16 protein-coding genes are annotated in these 16,963 nt (G+C 74.0%); 15 read left to right on the top strand and 1 reads right to left on the bottom strand.

Features of this window, described 5'->3' with window-relative positions:
- The first annotated feature begins 837 nt into the window (after positions 1–837).
- From OV079_RS25355 to OV079_RS25325, 7 genes are all read left to right on the top strand, one after another.
- Entirely contained in the window at positions 838–3,375 is a 2,538-nt protein-coding gene (locus OV079_RS25355; RefSeq protein WP_267771440.1) for a DEAD/DEAH box helicase, read from the top strand.
- 1,496 nt (positions 3,376–4,871) lie between these two features.
- Positions 4,872–5,822, top strand: a complete 951-nt coding sequence (locus tag OV079_RS25350; protein WP_267771439.1) for a ribonuclease H-like domain-containing protein — start codon at positions 4,872–4,874, stop codon at positions 5,820–5,822.
- Between the two features lie 138 nt (positions 5,823–5,960).
- Positions 5,961–6,698: a hypothetical protein gene (locus tag OV079_RS25345; RefSeq protein ID WP_267771438.1), complete on the top strand. Its 738-nt coding sequence runs from the start codon at positions 5,961–5,963 to the stop codon at positions 6,696–6,698.
- Positions 6,695–6,862, top strand: coding sequence for a hypothetical protein (locus OV079_RS25340; RefSeq protein WP_267771437.1), 168 nt, complete (start codon positions 6,695–6,697; stop codon positions 6,860–6,862). Before OV079_RS25345 ends, OV079_RS25340 begins: the two co-directional genes overlap by 4 nt.
- Before the next feature lie 454 nt (positions 6,863–7,316).
- Positions 7,317–7,628: a c-type cytochrome gene (locus OV079_RS25335; protein WP_267771436.1), complete on the top strand. Its 312-nt coding sequence runs from the start codon at positions 7,317–7,319 to the stop codon at positions 7,626–7,628.
- 3 nt (positions 7,629–7,631) lie between these two features.
- The gene (locus tag OV079_RS25330; protein ID WP_267771434.1) at positions 7,632–8,093 is read left to right on the top strand and encodes a hypothetical protein; all 462 of its coding nucleotides are present in this window, start codon (positions 7,632–7,634) and stop codon (positions 8,091–8,093) included.
- Complete coding sequence (locus OV079_RS25325) at positions 8,000–10,114, top strand: DNA methyltransferase (protein ID WP_267771433.1); 2,115 nt, start codon at positions 8,000–8,002, stop codon at positions 10,112–10,114. The genes OV079_RS25330 and OV079_RS25325 overlap by 94 nt, the downstream gene beginning before the upstream one ends.
- Positions 10,115–10,178: 64 nt before the next feature.
- On the opposite strand, the gene OV079_RS25320 is transcribed toward OV079_RS25325, so the two are convergent.
- Entirely contained in the window at positions 10,179–11,789 is a 1,611-nt protein-coding gene (locus OV079_RS25320) for a SagB/ThcOx family dehydrogenase (RefSeq protein ID WP_267771432.1), read from the bottom strand.
- Positions 11,790–11,842: 53 nt separating this feature from the next.
- On the opposite strand from OV079_RS25320, the gene OV079_RS25315 reads away from it, so the two are divergent.
- The 8 genes from OV079_RS25315 (at position 11,843) to OV079_RS25280 (ending at position 16,959) form a co-directional block, all read left to right on the top strand.
- Positions 11,843–12,400 (top strand): hypothetical protein, encoded by a 558-nt coding sequence (locus OV079_RS25315; RefSeq protein WP_267771430.1) that lies wholly within the window; start codon positions 11,843–11,845, stop codon positions 12,398–12,400.
- Between the two features lie 267 nt (positions 12,401–12,667).
- Positions 12,668–12,883, top strand: a complete 216-nt coding sequence (locus OV079_RS25310) for a hypothetical protein (RefSeq protein ID WP_267771428.1) — start codon at positions 12,668–12,670, stop codon at positions 12,881–12,883.
- Entirely contained in the window at positions 12,871–13,299 is a 429-nt protein-coding gene (locus OV079_RS25305; protein ID WP_267771427.1) for a lipase maturation factor family protein, read from the top strand. Before OV079_RS25310 ends, OV079_RS25305 begins: the two co-directional genes overlap by 13 nt.
- Positions 13,209–13,517: a lipase maturation factor family protein gene (locus OV079_RS56225; RefSeq protein WP_267771426.1), complete on the top strand. Its 309-nt coding sequence runs from the start codon at positions 13,209–13,211 to the stop codon at positions 13,515–13,517. The genes OV079_RS25305 and OV079_RS56225 overlap by 91 nt, the downstream gene beginning before the upstream one ends.
- A gap of 1 nt (position 13,518) precedes the next feature.
- Positions 13,519–15,099: a lipase maturation factor family protein gene (locus OV079_RS25295; protein WP_267771425.1), complete on the top strand. Its 1,581-nt coding sequence runs from the start codon at positions 13,519–13,521 to the stop codon at positions 15,097–15,099.
- Positions 15,100–15,149: 50 nt separating this feature from the next.
- Positions 15,150–15,503, top strand: a complete 354-nt coding sequence (locus tag OV079_RS25290) for a hypothetical protein (protein ID WP_267771424.1) — start codon at positions 15,150–15,152, stop codon at positions 15,501–15,503.
- Between the two features lie 491 nt (positions 15,504–15,994).
- Positions 15,995–16,216, top strand: a complete 222-nt coding sequence (locus OV079_RS25285; protein ID WP_267771423.1) for a hypothetical protein — start codon at positions 15,995–15,997, stop codon at positions 16,214–16,216.
- Positions 16,198–16,959 (top strand): STAS domain-containing protein, encoded by a 762-nt coding sequence (locus tag OV079_RS25280; protein ID WP_267771422.1) that lies wholly within the window; start codon positions 16,198–16,200, stop codon positions 16,957–16,959. Before OV079_RS25285 ends, OV079_RS25280 begins: the two co-directional genes overlap by 19 nt.
- The last annotated feature ends 4 nt before the right edge of the window (positions 16,960–16,963 follow it).

Below are 16,963 nucleotides of genomic sequence, written 5' to 3'. Positions count from 1 at the left end.
GGGCGACGTTCGCGATGTGTCGTCGCCCGACTGACGGCGTCGCGAGATTCGACGCCGGAATTTTCCCCGCGCCTTGACGAAGTGCGGGAGGTGATCGATGCTCTGAAGGCGCGGTCGTCTTTCGGCGCGCGCACCGATCGTCGTCACCTCGAGCTTCCGAAGCGGAAGCGGTTCCGAAGAGGAAGCGAACGAGACGAACGGCGGGACGCACTCGAAGCTCGTAAAGCTCGGAGAAGATCTCGAAGGAGTCGCGGAAGCAGGACGGCAGAAGCTCGCGCAAGACGTCGGAAGAACCCGCGTCAGTCTCGGTCCCCGGTCCATCGCTTCGCGGACACCGGACGAGACGATGCGAATCAGCCAGTGACTCCCAATGGGAGCGCCCCCATCGAGGGCCCATCGGCATGGTGCAGAATCACCGCGCTGTTTGCGGCGTCGCGTCCGATGCGGGAGAGATCTGCTCGATTCGCCCGCATGTTGTGCTCTGCGGCCTCTGCGCCAGAGAGGCCGGATCGGCCTGCGTGAGCGCCGCACGCGCCCAAAAGCTGTTTCTGCTCGGCATAGCGGCCGCTCTGCGGGCCGGCAAAGTGCTTGACGGGGATCCTGAACGGATGTAGCTACCCAGCAAGTGTTCAGTGCAACGCTTCCTGGGCAACGATGCTAGAGCACTCTTCAGGCTTTCCCCGCGCGCGCTCCCTCCTTCAGACAGAGGCACGTTCGAGCGGTCTAGAACGTACCTCAACCGCCGCGGGGGAGCCTGATGTTTTACCGATTGGGTTGGATGGCGCCCGGCTGAACGCGATTCGCGAGCAGCTCTGTCAGGGTCGCCACGCCGACGTCGTGGCCCAGCACGAGGTCGCCGCGCGCGCCGGCAGCTACGCGGATTGGCCGGCGGGCTTCGACGACCGGCTGCTGTCCGCGCTGGCGAAGCGAGGCGTGACGCGGCCGTACACGCACCAGGCCGAGGCCATCGCGGCGGCCCGCGGCGGGCAAGACGTGGTGCTGGCGACCTCGACGGCGTCGGGCAAGTCGCTGTGCTTCCACGCGCCGATCGTCCAGGCGGCGCTCGACGACTCGCGGGCGCGAGCGCTGCTGCTGTTCCCGACCAAGGCGCTGGCGCGCGACCAGGTCCGGAGCCTGCGCGCGCTGGCGGCCGAGGTGGGGCCGGGGCTCATCGGCGCCGGCGCCTACGACGGTGACACACCGCCGGAGGAGCGCAAGGCGGCCCGCACCCGGGCCCACGTGGTGGCGACCAACCCGGACATGCTGCACCGCGGGATCCTGCCGCACCACGACCGCTGGGCGCCGCTCCTGGCCGAGCTGCGCTACGTCGTGCTCGACGAGCTGCACATGTACCGCGGGGTGTTCGGCAGCCACGTGGCCAACGTGCTGCGCCGGCTGTGGCGGGTGTGCGCGTACCACGGGGCGCGGCCGACCGTCATCTGCTGCTCGGCGACGATCCACAACCCGCGCGAGCTGGCGGCCGCGGTCACCGGCCGGCCCGACTTCGTGCTGGTCGACCGCGACGGGGCGCCCACCGGGCCGCGCACGTTCGTGGTCCTGAACCCCAAGGTCGTCGACCCGGCGACCGGCGTGCGCCGCGACTACCTCAAGGTCACCCGCGCGGTCACGTCGGTGTTCCGCGAGGCGGGCGTGGCGACGCTGGCGTTCTGCCGCACGCGCAAGGCGGTCGAGCTGCTGACCCGCTACCTCCGCGAGGACGAGGCCGGGGTGACGCCCGGCGAGCCGGTCGGGATGGACGCGGCGGCGCAGGCCCGCGCCGAGCTGGCGAAGAAGAAGATCCGCGGCTACCGCGGCGGCTACCTGCCGGAGCGCCGGCGCGAGGTCGAACAGGCGCTGCAGGACGGCGAGGCCCAGGTGGTGGCGACCACCCACGCGCTCGAGCTGGGGATGGACATCGGCGGGCTCGACGCGGTGGTGCTGGCGGGTTACCCGGGCACGCGGGCGGCGACGCTGCAGCGCTCGGGTCGCGCGGGCCGGCGGCTGTCGCCGTCGCTGACGGCGCTGGTGCTGTCGTCCGACCCGCTCGACCAGTTCATCGCGGCGACGCCGTCGTTCCTGTTCGACGAGCCGCCGGAGCGGGCGCAGGTCGACCCCGACAACCCGGAGATCCTGATCCCGCACCTGCGCTGCGCGGCCTACGAGCTGCCGATCACGCTGCCGCCCGGCGAGGCGCCGGAGACGGTGGTGTACCCGGGCATCGCGGCGGGGGAGATCGGGCCGGCGCTGGCGTACCTGGCCGAGCGCGGGGCGCTGCACGGGGAGCGCGGAGCCGACGGGGCGGCGCGCTACTTCACGATCGGCGACGCGTTCCCGGCCGACAAGGTCGACCTCCGCGGCGGGCTCGAGGAGAACTTCACGGTGCTCGAGGTGGCCCCCGGGCTGGCGAGCGACGGGCGGCTGCTGGCCGAGGTCGACTTCGAGGACGGGCCGCTCTACCTCCATCCGGGCGCGATCTACTCGGTAGAGGGCACGACCTACGAGGTGCTGCGCCTCGACTGGCAGCCGCGCAAGGCGTACGTCCGCGAGGTCAAGGCGACCTACTACACCGAGGCGATCTCCCAGGTGAAGGTGCGCCTGGTCGAGCCGATCGCGTCGGACCCGCCGCGCGGCCGCGGGCTCGGCTACGCCCACCTGGTCCGCACGGTGCCGGGCTTCAAGAAGCTGCGCTTCCGCACCCACGAGAACGTGGGCGCCGGGCCGGTCCACCTGCCCGACCTCGAGCTGCACACGCTGGCGGTGCACTTCACGTTCGGGGAGTGGGCGCTGTCGCTGGTGCCCGACCCGGGCCGGCGCGCGGCAGCAGCGCTGGCGATCGGCCACGCGGTCCACCACTGCGCGGCGATGCTGCTGATGTGCGACGTCCACGACCTCGGCCACGCGGTGGTGGCGGGCACGGCCGAGGCCGGCTCGTGGGCGCCGGTGATCGCGGGCCGCGGCGGCCGGGTGTCGACCGACTCGGTGATGCAGGCCGGGGCGGCGCCGTGCCTGCTGGTCTACGACAACCTGCCGGGCGGGGCGGGGCTGGCGTCGCAGGCGTACGCGCTCGGGGCCGAGCTGTTCGAGCGGGTGATCGCGGCGGTGTCGGGCTGCCGCTGCGCGCGGGGCTGTCCGACCTGCCTGGGGGTGCAAGGCGTGGGCGAGCCGCTGGGGAGCCACGGCGGTGAGGCGGTGCGGTCGGTGCCGGCGGAGTCGCCGGGGCTCAAGGGGCTGGCGAGCCGGATCGCGGCGATGCAGTCGCTCCCGGGGGCCAACCACACGCCGCCGCGCCCGACCCCGCAGCCGCGCGAGAGCCTCCGCGCCGATGCGATGGCGCTGTTGATGGCGCTGCGCGACCGCCTGCGAGGCGCGGCGTGAGCTCACTGCTGCGGCGGTTCGAGCGGGCGCTCGGCGGTCGCGGGCTGGGTGAGGACGGCGAGAAGAGCTCCGCTGAGAGCGGCGGGCCGAACGAGGCTGCGGCGCTGCCGAGCTCGTCGGGGACGCCGGGCTCGGGCGAGGGGCGGCTGCCCGAGCGGACAGAGATGGGGCGGAGTGGTCCGCGCGGGGCAGCTTCGGCGGAGGGCCCCGGTTCTGCTGCACGGAGCCGGGAGGCAAACCTGACTCGAGAGGCAGGTGGACGTGCGCTGGCGCCGCGAGAGCATCGGGTCAGTGGTTCGCCTGGACCGGAGCGCTCGTCGCTGGCGGCGCGCTCGGCGGGGCTGACCGAGCGGAGTGGTTTGCGAGCGGGCGGGTCTTCGGAGGATGTCCCGACGAGCGCTGCTGCGAGTCGGGGATCGGTCTTGCCTCAAGCAGGGCAGGCTCCGCGAGAGACGCCCCGCGGTGAGGCGCGGCGGATCGATCCGTGGGTCTCGGGGGTCTACGTCCTGTGGTCGCATCGCTCGCGGCCGACCCGACCGAAGGCGTCCGCGAGTGACTGGCAGATCCTCTCGGAGTCGACGGTGACGTACCCCGAGCCGCGAGCGAACCCGGCGGGGCGGGGCTCCGTGGGGGGCGTCTCACGCGCCGAGAGCGAGCGTGGCCGGCGTCCGGAGCTCCCGGCCGGTGCGGGAGGGCGGGGCGAGGCCGGGCCGCGAGGCGCGAGCGAGGTCGCGGTGAGCGGCGAGTCTCAGCCTCACGTGCGGGGCGAGGTCGGGCCGCGAGGTGCGAGCAGGGCGGCGGGGAGCGGTGAGGCGTGGGGCGGGCCGCAAGGTGCGGGCAGCGTCGCGGTGAGCGGCGAGTCGCAGCCCCACGTGCGGGGCGAGGTCGTGCCGCGAGGGGTGAGCAGGGCAGCGGCCAGCGGTGAGCTGCGGGGCGGAGCGGACGTGCGGGGCGAGGTCGGGCCGCGAGGGGCGGGCAGGGCAGCGGCCAGCGGTGTAGTGCGGGGCGGAGCGGACGTGCGGGGCGAGGTCGGGCCGCGAGGGGTGAGCAGGGCAGCGGCCAGCGGTGAGCTGCGGGGCGGAGCGGACGTGCGGGGCGAGGTCGGGCCGCGAGGGGCGAGCAGGGCAGCGGCCAGCGGTGAGCTGCGGGGCGGAGCGGACGTGCGGGGCGAGGTCGGGCCGCGAGGGGCGGGCGAGGTTGCGGCGAGCGGCGAGCTGAGGGCCAGCGCGGACGTGCGGAGCGAGGTCGGGCCGCGAGGGGCGGGCGAGGTTGCGGCGAGCGGCGACCTGAGGGTCGACGCTGGCTCGCGGGGCGAGCTGAAGGGGCGAGGTGCGAGCGGACCAGCGCTGCAGCGGGGCGAGGGGGCGGCTGAGATGCGGTGCGATGGAGCAGCGAGGCGGCCGGCGGGCACGCTCGGCCACTGGCCTGGCGACGAGGTCGGGTCAGGGCAGTCGGGGCCGGCCTCCGTCTGCGAGCGGCCGGCGCTGTGGCGGCGGATGGTGCGGTTTCAGGACGAGCGGGCGGCGCCGACGCTGCCGCGGGGCGAGGCGGGGATGGGGTTCGTGCACGAGGTGACGCGGTGGCCGTGTCGCGGCGCCCGGCCGCCGCTGCTCGGCGGGCGCGGGCTCGAGCTGCCGGGGCCGGCGGAGTGGCAGGCGGCGTTCACGTGTTTGTATGGACATGTTGAAAGGGACATGTCCGAGCGGGCACGTTTCCTCGACCTCGAGTCGACCGGGCTCGGGCACGGAGCGGGCACGGTGGCGTTCGTGGTCGGGCTGGCGACGCTGGACGGCGACCACTGGCAGATCGAGCAGTGGCTGCTGACGCAGCTGTCGGGCGAGGTGGCGCTGCTGGCCGACCTCGAGGCGCGGGTGCGGGCGCTCGGCGGGCCGCTGGTGACGTTCAACGGCGCCAGCTTCGACCTGCCGCTGCTGCGCGGGCGGCTGCGGCGGTGCGGGCTCGCGACCGACGCGTTCGCGGGGACGCACCTCGACCTGCTGCCGGTCGCGCGCCGGCTGTGGCGCGGGCGCGGGCCCGACTGCCGCCTGACGACGCTCGAGCAGACGCAGCTCGGCGTGCAGCGGTACGGCGACATCGCGGGGCGGGCGATCCCGGAGGTGTTCTGGACGGCGCTCCGCGAGCCGCACGAGGCCCGGGCCCGCGAGGCGGTGCGCCGCGTGGTCGGCCACAACCTCGTCGACGTGCTGACGATGCCGGCGCTGGCCGGAGCGATGGCGCGGACGCTGGCAGCGCCCGGGGACCCGGAGCTGGTCCAGCGGGCGGTCGATCACCGGAACGCCATCGGACGTCGGGCCCGCAAGGCAGCAGCGCTGCATGGGGCCGGCCGAGCCGCGACGCCCGCTCGGGAGCCGGTGGTCGATGCGTCGCCCGCCGCCAGGACGGCCCAGGACGCGGATCTGCGGCGGGTTGCGCACCTGGGGTCGTGACACCCGCAGGCCTCGCCGAGACCCGAAGTTCGCGTCGCGGCGGCGGTGCGTGGGTGCAGCGAACGGACCCCCGGGCAGGCTCGCGCGGCTTGCGGGCTCTTAGCAGCGCCGGCGGTCCGTGCTAGCGTGAGTGCCGACGTGAATCCCGCCCGCAGACCCTCGCCTCTGGTCCTCGCGCTGTGCCTCTGCGTGAGCGGGTGCATGTCGCTGACGCCGCAGCTCCAGCCGACCGACTTCGCCAAGCTCGAGACGATCAAGGATCGCGCCGAGCGCGAGAAGGCGCTCAAGGAGAACTGGATCTTCCGCCACGAGGAGCCGCAGGGCACCCGCTACACCAAGGGCCTGCACCCGCTGTCGACCAAGCGCAGCTGGCAGTCGCTCGACGCGATCCTCCGCTCCGAGAAGAACAGCGCGGAGGCGCTGCCCTACAAGGAGCTGCGCCGCTCGCGGATCCTGGCCGCGCTGGGCGCGGTGACCGGCCTGCTGTTCATCGCCAGCGGGGCGGCGACCGCCCGCGAAGGCTTCGACTTCCAGAAGTTGAACGGCGCCAACGGGGTGATGCTGGGCAGCGTCCTGGCGACCGTGGGCCTGGCGATCGCGGCCGGCGTGTACTACCGCCGGGCCGAGAAGGGCTACGCGCGGGCGGTCAACATCTACAACGACAGCCTGGGGATGCGCCTCGGGCTGCTGACGCCCAACGGCGACTACATCCCGCCGGCCGACGCCGCGGTCGACGCCGAGGGCTACATCCTCACCGAGGACGCCAACACGCGCATCGAGGAGCACAGCCGTATCCGGCGCCGGGTCCGTCGATCGCGCCGGCGCCGGCGCCGAACACGACCGCGCCCGCGCCGGACACGACCGCGCCGCCGATGAGCGCTCCTCCGCCGACCCCCGCGCAGCCCCCGCAGCTGCCGCCGCCGACGACGGCGCCGCAACAGGCCGGGTTCCGGCCCCGCCTGGTGCCGCGTCCCGCGGCGCAGGAGCCGGTGGACGCGCTGCAGCCCGGGCGAGCGCTGACGCTGCTGCCGCGGCGGTGAGAACCCCTGGAAGCGGCTGAAGGCGGTCGAGCGGGGCCGCAGCGCGGCGCCGGGGCACGCTGGAAGCAAAGCGCGCGACGATACCGTCACGGCGGAGGGACGGGAGTCGGGGACGCTGGAAGCGGCAGATTGCGGGGCCGGCCCGGGCGGCCGGAGGTGACCGGAGGACGCTTGGAGGGTCGAGCGCGCCGCAGCGACGCCGTCGCCGTGAAGACGGGCGCGCAGCCGTTGCTGCGGGGCGGGTGTCCCCGCGGCGGGCGCGGGGGCGTCGCAGGGACGCGCTGTCGCAGGTCGAACGCGGGCACGCTGCGGCGGTGACTCTGCTAAGGTCGCGGCGCATGTCCGCCACCGCCGACTCGCGCGCGCACGCCCTCGCCTCGCCGTCCGGGGCGCGCGGCGGTCTTTTCGGACATGTCCGAACGGCCATGTTGCTCGCCGGCCTGCTGGCGGCGGGTTGCAAGAGCCGACCGGGCCCGAGCGGGAGATTTCGGGGGCCAAGATCTTCGCCCAGAACTGCGCGCGCTGCCACGGGCTCGACGGCAAGGGGCTGTCGGAGGTGGCGGGCGTGCGCGACCTGACCGACCCCGGGTTCATGAGCACCATCAGCGACGAGCGGATGCGGCGATCGATCCGCGGCGGGCGGCCGCCGACCATGCCGAGTTTCCCGCACTTCAGCGAGCCGACCCTCAAGGTGCTGGTCGCCTACGTGCGGGCGCTGTCGCAGCCCGAGTTGCAGCTGCCGCCGCCGCCACCGCCTGGCCCTTGAGACATGCCGCGTCCACGATCGGCGAGCGGCGCGGTCGAGGTGGTGTGGCCGGGCAAGTACGGGCCTGACGGCGCGCGCGTCGAGGTGCCGGCGCGCACGCTCGGGCTGCGGGTCGAGCAGGTGATCGGCGGCGGTGAGGCCGAGCCGACGCGGGCGCCGGGGCTGCTGGTGGGCGGCGACAACCTGCTGGTGATGGACGCGCTGATGGCGACGCACGCGGGGGCGATCGACCTGGTGTACATCGACCCGCCGTTCGCCACCGGCCACGAGTTCGAGCGGACGACGCGGGTGGGGGCCGACGCCGAGGGGCCGAGCTGCGCTCGCGGGCCTACAGCGACCGCTGGCCTGGCGGGGTCGCCGGGCTGCTGCGGATGCTGGACCCGCGGCTGCGGCGGATCCACCGGCTGCTGGCGCCGCACGGCAGCCTGTACGTGCACGTCGACCCGATCGTCGGCCACGCGGTGAAGCTGCTGCTCGACGAGATCTTCGGGCCAGGTTGTTTTCAGCGCGAGATCGTGTGGCGGGTCGGCTGGGTGTCCGGCTTCAAGGCGCGGGCGAACAACTGGATCCGCAACCACGATCTCATCTACTTCTACGTCAAGGACCCGCAGCGGTTCGTGTTCCACCGCCAGGTGAACCCGCACCCGGCGGAGTACCGGCGGCGCAAGGGCGAGGCCGACCAGCAGGGCGGGGTGCCGGTCGAGGACGTGTGGAACGCGAGCCCGGCCGAGTGGCGGCTGCGCGGGGTCGACTCGCTCGACTCGATTCAAATCAAGAGCTTCTCGCGCGAGAAGACCGGGTGGGCGACGCAGAAGAACGAGAGCTTGCTGCGCCGGATCGTCGCCGCCAGCTCCGATCCGGGCGCGCTCGTGGCCGACTTCTTCTGCGGCGCCGGGACCACTCTGGCGGCCGCGCAGGCGCTGGGGCGGCGCTGGATCGGCTGTGACAGCGCGGCCGCGGCGATCGAGCTGGCGCACGCGCGGATGGCCGAAAAGCCAGGTGTTCGGTTCGTGCGGGCCGGGCTCGGGGCAGAGGAGCGCCATATCTGGCTCTCGGGACAGGCCGAGCCGTGGCCGGCGGCGGTGCTGCGCCTGCGCGGGGCTCAGGCGGTCCCGGGGCCGCTGGCGGGCGTGGTCGGCGACACGGCGGTGTGGGTCGGGCCGCCGGACGGGGCTGTGACTGCGGAGGCGGTGGGGGTGGCGGCTGCCGCTGCGGCCGAGCTGGGGCTGCGGCGGCTCGAGGTGCTGGCGTGGGCGTGGGCGTTCCCGGCGGGGATCGAGCTGGCCCGAGGGACAGGTGTTTCGGTGGTCTGCCTGCAGCTGCGGCGCGCGCTGCTCGATCCGCGCGGCACCACGGGGGAGCTGCCGTGGAGCGAGCGGCCGGTGGTGGAGGTGAGGTTCGCGCTCGCGGCGACGGAGACGGGGTTTCGCGCCCGCGCGACGCTGGTGGGGGCGCGGCTGTCGGCGCCGACGCGGGCGACTGCGGCGCTGGAGGCGACGGGCGACGCCCGCGCGGCCGTCGAGGCGTGGTCGCTGGCGTTCAGCGCGGGCGGAGAGTCTTTGTGCGCGTCGCAGGCTGCGGGGGAGCAGGAACTCTCGTGGGCGGCGAGCGGAGGTGAGGAGCTGCGGCCAGGCGTGACGGGGGCAGAGACGGCGGAGACGAGCGCGCGGCAAAACGGCGAGGCGCGAGCTGGCGGGAGCGAAGCGAGCGGCGAGAGCGATGCGAGCGCGGAGACGAATGCGTCGCCAGCGGGTGAGAGCGATGCGAGCGCGGACGCGACAGCGTCGCGAGCGGACGAGAGCGGTGCGAGCGTGGACGCGACAGCGTCGCGAGCTGGCGGGAGCGATGGGAGCGCGGAGACGAATGAGTCGTACGCGGGCGGGAGCGAAGCGAGCGCGGAGACGAAAGCATCGCGAGCTGGCGGGAGCGAAGCGAGCGCGGAGACGGATGCGTTGCGAGCGGGCGGGAGCGAAGCGAGCGCGGAGACGGATGCATCGCGAGCGGGCGGGAGCGAGGCGAGCGCGGAGACGGCGAGTGCGTCGCGCAGGAGCGAAGCGAGCGCGGAGACGGTGACCGAGGCGTCGCTCCTCGGCGGGAACGCGAGGGCGGAGACAGCACGTATCGAATCGCCGGGGGACGCGCGGGAGGTGTCCGTGCCAGCCGCGGGCGCCGACGGCCGCGAGGTGAGCACGCGGGTCGTACGCGTCGGGGCGGCAGGTTCGGCGGTCGATGTTGCGTCATCGCGTGCGAGCGGCGACGAGTCGGGCGCGAGCGGCGACGACTCGAGCGCGAGCGGCGAGGCCGGCGGGGTGGCGCCGCATCGGCCGGTGTTCGCGGCGGCGCGGACGCGGAGCCGGCGGGAGCTCGACGCCGACAGCGGGTGGATCGATCTGCCGGGAGCAGGCCCGTGGACGGCCTCGGTCCGGGTGGTCGACGTGCTCGGCGGCGAGAGCTGGCACGCCTGGCGCATCGAGCATGTCTGTTAGGACATTTTCATGAGGACATGTTCTCCGTGACATGTCCTTTCTTTGGCTGACGCGCGCCCGACAGTCAGGGCCGGTCGAGGTGAAAGTAGGCGTCGAGGGTGCGCAGGCGCGGGTCGTCGACGCGGCCGCCGACGGTGAAGTGGTAGAGGCTGCGCAGCTCGTCGGCCTCGGGGAGGCCGAGCAGGTTTCGGGTCGGCTGGTCGAAGAAGCAGCCGATCCCGGTGGCGGCGATCCCGAGGGCCTCGGCCTCGAGGTAGAGCTGCTGGCCGATCGCGCCGGTCTCCCAGTACAGGCGGCGGTAGTGGGCCGGGCCCTCGCGCTCCAGCTCGGCGCGGAGGTCGACGAACATGGCGACGGCGAAGGCGCCGTCGGCGGCGATGTCCTGGGCGCAGCTGACGAGGGCGGCGTGGCGGCGGACGTCGCCCTCGCGCAGGCCCACCAGCGGGAGCTCGGCCGGGCAGTCGGGCGGCGCGCGCCACGAGGCGTCGGGCAGGGCGGCGCGCCAGCGGGCGACGCGGCTCGGCTCGCGGACCAGCAGGTAGAGGCCGGGCTCGACGCCCTGGACGCGGTGGACCATGAGCGCCAGGTCGACCGCGGGTCGCCACGGCAGCGCGGAGAACGGCTGTCCTCCGGGTAATGTCTGAAGAAGCATGTCGTAAAGGGCAGCCGCGGTGATGCCGGTGCGGCCGTCCATGGCGACGGCGCTGCGGCGGCGGCGGACCAGCGGCGCCGCCGGGACCTCGAGGTCGCACGCGCGCGGGCTCGGCGGCGGCGGCCAGGGGCGCGGGGTCGCGAGTTCGTTCGTCGTGGCCGCGGCGACTTCGTGCACGATCGGCCACTCGTGGTGGCTCTCGCTGAGCTGGTTGGGCTGGCCCTCGAGGACGGTCGGGGCCAGGTCGAGGAGGGCGGCGACGTCGAGCCCCGGCGGTGCGCCTGCGGGCAGCAGGGCGACGAGGCACTCGGGGAGCTCGGCCTCGACGCCCAGGCCGAGGTCGCCCAGGCCGAGGAGGGCGGCGAGCCGGGCGTCGGGCAGCGGATCGACGAGGACCGCGCGCCAGCCGTGGAGCGCGGCGGCGATCGCCAGCGCGGCGACGGCGTGGCCGACGTCGTGGTTGCAGTAGCGGAAGGCCCGCTCGCCGTACTTCCACGCCTCGCGCCAGGCGATCGAGGACAGGCCGACGAGCAGGCCGGGGAAGCCGAGGGCCTGCCAGGCGCCGGCGTCGAGGGCGGCGCGCCGCTCGAGGCCGTGCAGCAGCGGAGAGTAATGGTAGAGACCTGGCCCTTCGGACAGGCCGGCGAGCGGACCCGCGAGCAGATAGACCTCGGTGGGGTGCAGGTTGCCGCTCGAGGGGTTGACGCGCAGCGACCAGCGCGAGGCGCCGGCCTGCTTCCACGCGGACAGGGCGAAGGCGTGGAAGCACAGCGAGCCGATCAGGTCGAGGTCGAGGGCGGCAGCGGCAGGGCCCGGGTCGCGGAAGAGGTCGGCCCAGGTCGGGCTGTCCTCCGAGACATGGGGGTGGACGCGCGGCAGGGCGTAGCGCTCGGCGCCGTCGTAGAGGCGGAAGGGGTTGGGCTGGGTGTCCCAGTCGAGGTAGCCGAGCGAGGCGGCGTAACGACCGGGCCGGTGGGCGGTGCGCTCGTGGTAGTCGAGGACGCGCTCGAGGTCGCTCGGCATCGCCGAGAGTATAGGCGTGGTCGCGGCGCGACGGGCGTGGCAAGCTCGGGGCGATGACCGCGACGCCGCTGCACTTCCGCGACGTGGAGGAGCTCTACGCCGCGCTGGCGTCGACGCACGGGCCGCTGGCGGACCTCCCCGAGACTCCGGAGGAGTGCGAGGCGCAGGACGCCGCCCTCGCCGCGCGCATGGACGAGACGGCGGTGCCGCTGCTGGTGACGGCGCTCCGGGGCCTGCGCTGCAGCGCCTCGCTGTTCGACCGGTTCGTCTTCTCCGACGCCGCGAGCCTGCTGGGGCATCTGGCGAGACAGCGCCCGGAGCCGGTGGCGCGCGCGCTGCTCGCCTGCCTGGACTGCGACGGGCCGCCGGAGGCGATCGACGCGCTGGGAGACACCGCGCTCGCGTCCACGGTCGCCCCGCTGCTGGCCCGGGTGTCGCGGCGGCACGCCGACCCGGAGCTGCGCGAGGCGCTGGCGGGGACGCTCGAGGTGCTCGACGGAGAGCCGGCGCGCGCGGAGTTGGCGGCGTGGCTGGCCGACGGCGATCCGTCACCGGAGGTGTCGGCCGAGCTGCGACGGATCGCCGAGCGGCTCGGCCTGGCCGCGCGGTGAGAAGGCCGGGCCGCTCGACGGGCGCGGCGCTCCGTTGCGCTGGCGGGGCTGGGCCTGTCGGCTCGGCCTGGCCGCGAGGTGAAAGCCGCGTGCGCTCCGTTGCGCGTGGGCGGGGGTTGGCCCATCGGCTCGGCCTGGCCGCGAGGTGAAAGCCGCGTGCGCTCCGTTGCGCGTGGGCGGGGGTTGGCCCATCGGCTCGGCCTGGCCGCGAGGTGAAGGCCGCGCGGGCCGGTTCGTGGCGGGTCTTTAGGACATGTGCTTTAGGACATGTCGTGGATCGCGGCGCGGCTTGCTCGCGGGCTGCGTCCGTGCGAGCCTGCGGGCATCGAAGTCCTCGACCCACTCGCTCACGCGCCGCCGGAGCTGGTGTGGGGGCTCGTGGCGCGCGGGATCGGGGTGGTCTATGCGATCGCGTTCGCGTCGCTGACGTTCCAGGTCGGGCCGCTCGCGGGGCGCGAGGGGTCGCACCCGTGGCAGAGCTGATGGCGGCGATCCGGCGCGACTTCCCGGCGCCGCGCCGCTGGCTGTACTTCCCCGGGCTGCTGTGGCTGCACGCGGGCGATCGCTGGCTGCGGGCGCTGCCGTGGCTGGGGCTCGCGGCGGCGCTGACGATCGTGGCGGGCGGGCCGCACACGCCGCTGGCTTTCTTCCTGTGCTGGGCGCTGTACCTGTCGCTCGACCGCGCGGTGGTGCTGGTGTACCCGTGGGACAGCCTGCTGCTCGAGGCTGGCTTTTGGGCCATGTTCCTGCCGGCGCTGGCGTGGGCGCCGGCGGTCGCGGCCACCGGCGCGCCGACGCCGGCGCTGGCGTGGGTGTTCCGGCTGCTGCTGTTCCGCGTGATGTTCGGCTTCGGCAAGCAGAAGTTCGCCGGCTCGACGCGGGCCGACGCGGGCTTTTAAACGGGTTCGCGATCCGCCAGCCGCTGCCGACGCCGCTCGGGTGGCTGGCCCACCGCGCGCCGATGGGGGTGCACAAGGCCGCGCTGGCGCTGCTGTTCGTGGTCGAGGTGGTGCTGCCGCTGGCGATCTTCGTCCCGGGACCGGCGAGCGTGGTGTTCGGGCTGGCGACCGCGGGGCTGATGCTGGCGATCGCGGCGACCGGCAACTACGGATTTTAATGTGCTGACGATCGCGCTGTGCGGGGTGTGCTTCGACAGCGCGACGGCCCTGGCGCCGCTCGAGCTGTTCGCGCCGTCGCTGCCGGCGACGACGCTGGCGCTGCAGGCGTTGATCGTGCTGCACACGTTCGGGGCGCTGCTGTGCCTGCCGCTCAACACGTGGGCGTCGTTCACGTGGACGCTGTGGCCGTGGTGGGAGCGCGTGCTGCCAAGGGCGCTGCGCTGGCCGATCGCGGTGTTCCGCGGGCTGCAGCCGCTGCGGTGGTTGCACGCGTACGGGGTGTTCCCGCCGCGCTCGGCGCCGGCGATCAAGATGAGCCCCGCGCTCGAGGTGACGTGGGACGAGGCCCGGTGGCACACGCTGACGCCGCGCTGGTGGCCGACGCTCGAGAGTTCGCCGCCGCGGTGGGTGGCGCCGCATCACCCGCGCTTCGACCACGCGATCGTGTACGAGGCGACGGGGTTCCACGAGGCCAGCGTGCTGCGCAACCTGACGGGGCGCTGGGACCCGTACGGGCACGCGCGCTGCTCGGGGGCGGGACGGTTGATGCGGCGGGTGTTGCGAGGCGAGCTGCGCTCGCGGCTGTTCTTCGGCGAATCATTGCCGGCGGAGCGCGGGGCGCCGATCGCCGCACGTGTCCGAATGTACATGTTGGAGGCGACGACGCCGGCGGAGCAGCGCGCGAGCGGGGCGTGGTGGCGGCGGACGCTGGTCGGGCCGCACCTGCCGCGCGCGCGGGCGGAGGACCGCTGGCTCGACGGTCGGCCGCCGCCGCCGGAGCTGTGGGCGCCGGAGGACTGGCGGTGGATCGGTCGCTCGCGTCTGGGGCCGCTGCTGCGCCGCGCGGCGGCCGGCGAGGACCCGCACGCGCTCGTGTGCCTGGAGACGACGGAGCTGACGGCGGCGGACGTGGACGCGCTGTGGGGCGAGTTCGTGCCGATGTTCGCGGCGACGGACCGCGACGACTGGTCGCAATTGCCGGCGCTGGTGGAGCGGGTCCGCGGGCGCTGGAGCGGGCCGCAGATCGATCGCTTCGAGCGCTTGCTGGGCCGCTACGCGCTGCTGGGGATGGCCCGCTGCGAGCGGCTGTTCGTGGCCGGCGGGCTGCGGGCGATCCTCGGCCGAAGGCCGGCGCCGCTCGACGTCGAGACCCACCTGCACCTGAATCTTTTGATGAGACACGTGATCGGCGAGGGGCGCGAGGCGTACGCGGCGATGATGCGGGAGCCCGAGACTGCGGCGACATGGCTGTCGCGGATGAGCCTGCGCTCGGGATGGTTCTTCGAGGCGGTGCTGCGGCCGGAGCGGATGGCCCATCAGGCCCAGAAATTTCGCATGCTGGCGAGCCAGGTCGAGGTGCGCGGGTGGCCGCGGCCGAGCGCGCGGGCGGCCGAGCTCGCGGCATGGGGGGCGGCGCGGATGCGGCGGCTGTGGGGCGCGTTCGCGATGATCGAGTTCCTGCGCGGTGAATTTCGTGAAGAGGTGTGGGCGGAGACGCCGGAGCGATGGCCTCGCTTCGAGCTGTGCGCGGACCTGTCGCTGCGGCCGCTCGCGAAGCCGGACGAGACGACGCGATCCTGAGCGCCGATGCGCGCTGCGGCGTCGGGTTCATGCGGGCTACGATGCGGCGGATGCAGAAGCATGTGGTCATCTTCCAGGCGCCCGTCCCCGTCGGTCATCGCGTGGAGCTGGTGTGGTACGACGTCGTGGTCGACGGCCTGTTCGGCACGAGTCGCAGAGAGCGGCCGCACGAGCCGGTGATCACCGACCTCGACACCGGCATCGTGTACGTGTCCGATCGGCTGTTCGTGACTCCGGGCGTGAAGCGGGCCAAGGAGCCGATCGAGGTCAGCGAGGAGCTGAACAAGGACGCGAAGGAGGTGAAGCGTGTGCGAGGGGTCGTGCGGCGCTGCCGCGTGATCACGGTCCTCAGCTTCTCGGACTTCGAACTGCAGACCGAGCTGACGATCGCGCCCGAAGGCTGAGGCGCCGGGGCCGACCGTCATTTCCTGGCGGCTCGTCGCCGGTATCGAAGTCGGCGACATGACCAGCGAGCCGCGGACCGCTGCGGCCCGGTCCGCGGTCGTGAGCGAAGCTGGCGGAGAGACCAGGGGCTTTCGCTACGAGGTCTGATCCGGGCGGTGAACGAGGCCGATCCGCGAGGCGGGGCGCGGCCCACCATCGCGGACGTCGACGACGCGAGCTCCCGCGGTCGGCGCGGGTCCGCCTCTCGCGCTCTCGCTTCGGGCATCACCTGGCGATAGGGACAGGAACGCCTCGGGAGCGAGGACCGTGTGGCTGCGCGGTGAAGACGCGGGCTCGTTCGCTCGATGGCGCGAGGCCGCGGGCCCTCGTGCTGCGAAAACTCGGGGTCCGAGGGTGCTGCGCGGCAGGTCGCGCCAGTCGTGCGCGTAGCTCCAGCGGCGCCGGCTCGCCCTGCTTTTTCGCGCAGGCTTCGCGGTGTACAGTCGCGGCGATGGGCGCGGACGACAAGTCGCACGAGGAGCTCGTTCGCGAGGTGGAAGCGCTGCGCCGACAGGTCGATGCGCTGAAGGTCGCGGCGCGCCGGTATCAGGCGATGGTCGGCAACACCGCGCTGAGCGTGCAGGTGTGCGACGCGGCGGGGCGGGTCGTCGAGGTAAATCAGGGCTTCGAAAGCTGTGGAAGCTCGGCCTCGACGTGGTGCGTGGCCACGTGATCCTCGACGACCTGCAGCTCGAGCCGTCGGGGAGCCTAGCCGGCGTGCGCCGGGCCTACGCGACCGGCGAGGCGACGCGGCTGCCGGCGATCCGCTACGACCCGCGGCACACCGAGGGCGTGTCGGCGGGATCGGCCGGCTGGGTGGCGTCGTCGATCTACCCGGTCAAGGACGAGGAGGGCCGGCTCGTCGAGGCCGTGGTGATGCACTACGAGATCGGCGAGCTGGCGCGCAGCGAGGAGGAGCTGCGGGCCCAGAACGAGGCGCTCGAGGCGGCGGTGGCGGAGCGGACGGCGGAACTGTCGGAGCACATCCGCCTGCTCCACGCGCAGCAGCAGGCGATCCGCGAGCTCTCGACGCCGGTGATCCGCCTGTGGGAGGGGATCCTGGCGCTGCCGCTCATCGGGGTGATCGACGCCGACCGGGCGGCGCAGATCATGGAGAACCTGCTGGCGGCGATCGTGGAGCAGCGCGCGTCGCAGGTGCTCCTCGACGTGACGGGGGTGCCGGTGATCGACACCGCGGCGGCGTCGCATCTGTTTGAGACGGTGGGCGCGGCGCGGCTCCTCGGGGTTCACTGCATCGTGGTGGGCATCTCGCCGAAGATGGCGCAGACGCTGGTGGCGCTGGACGTCGACTTCACGCGCGTCACCACGGCGCCGAGCCTGCAAGAGGGGCTGCGCCTGGCGCTGGCGCGGCGCGCCGCGGGCTCGGCGGGCAGCCGCGCGCAGGCGCAGGGCTGACGCG

Source organism: Nannocystis pusilla (genome assembly GCF_026626665.1).
Classification (GTDB): domain Bacteria; phylum Myxococcota_A; class Polyangia; order Nannocystales; family Nannocystaceae; genus Nannocystis; species Nannocystis pusilla.
The sequence above is the reverse complement of the archived record's forward strand: the minus strand, read 5'-3'. Positions and strand labels throughout refer to the sequence as shown.

Bases quoted from the DNA above. Each gene is read 5' to 3' on its own strand.
- OV079_RS25350 (WP_267771439.1), top strand. From the start codon at position 4,872: ATGGTGCGGTTTCAGGACGAGCGGGCGGCGCCGACGCTGCCGCGGGGC.
- OV079_RS25340 (WP_267771437.1), top strand. From the start codon at position 6,695: ATGAGCGCTCCTCCGCCGACCCCCGCGCAGCCCCCGCAGCTGCCGCCG.
- OV079_RS25330 (WP_267771434.1), top strand. From the start codon at position 7,632: ATGCCGCGTCCACGATCGGCGAGCGGCGCGGTCGAGGTGGTGTGGCCG.
- OV079_RS25325 (WP_267771433.1), top strand. From the start codon at position 8,000: ATGCTGGACCCGCGGCTGCGGCGGATCCACCGGCTGCTGGCGCCGCAC.
- OV079_RS25320 (WP_267771432.1), bottom strand. From the start codon at position 11,789: ATGCCGAGCGACCTCGAGCGCGTCCTCGACTACCACGAGCGCACCGCC.
- OV079_RS25315 (WP_267771430.1), top strand. From the start codon at position 11,843: ATGACCGCGACGCCGCTGCACTTCCGCGACGTGGAGGAGCTCTACGCC.
- OV079_RS25310 (WP_267771428.1), top strand. From the start codon at position 12,668: ATGTCGTGGATCGCGGCGCGGCTTGCTCGCGGGCTGCGTCCGTGCGAG.
- OV079_RS25290 (WP_267771424.1), top strand. From the start codon at position 15,150: ATGCAGAAGCATGTGGTCATCTTCCAGGCGCCCGTCCCCGTCGGTCAT.
- OV079_RS25285 (WP_267771423.1), top strand. From the start codon at position 15,995: ATGGGCGCGGACGACAAGTCGCACGAGGAGCTCGTTCGCGAGGTGGAA.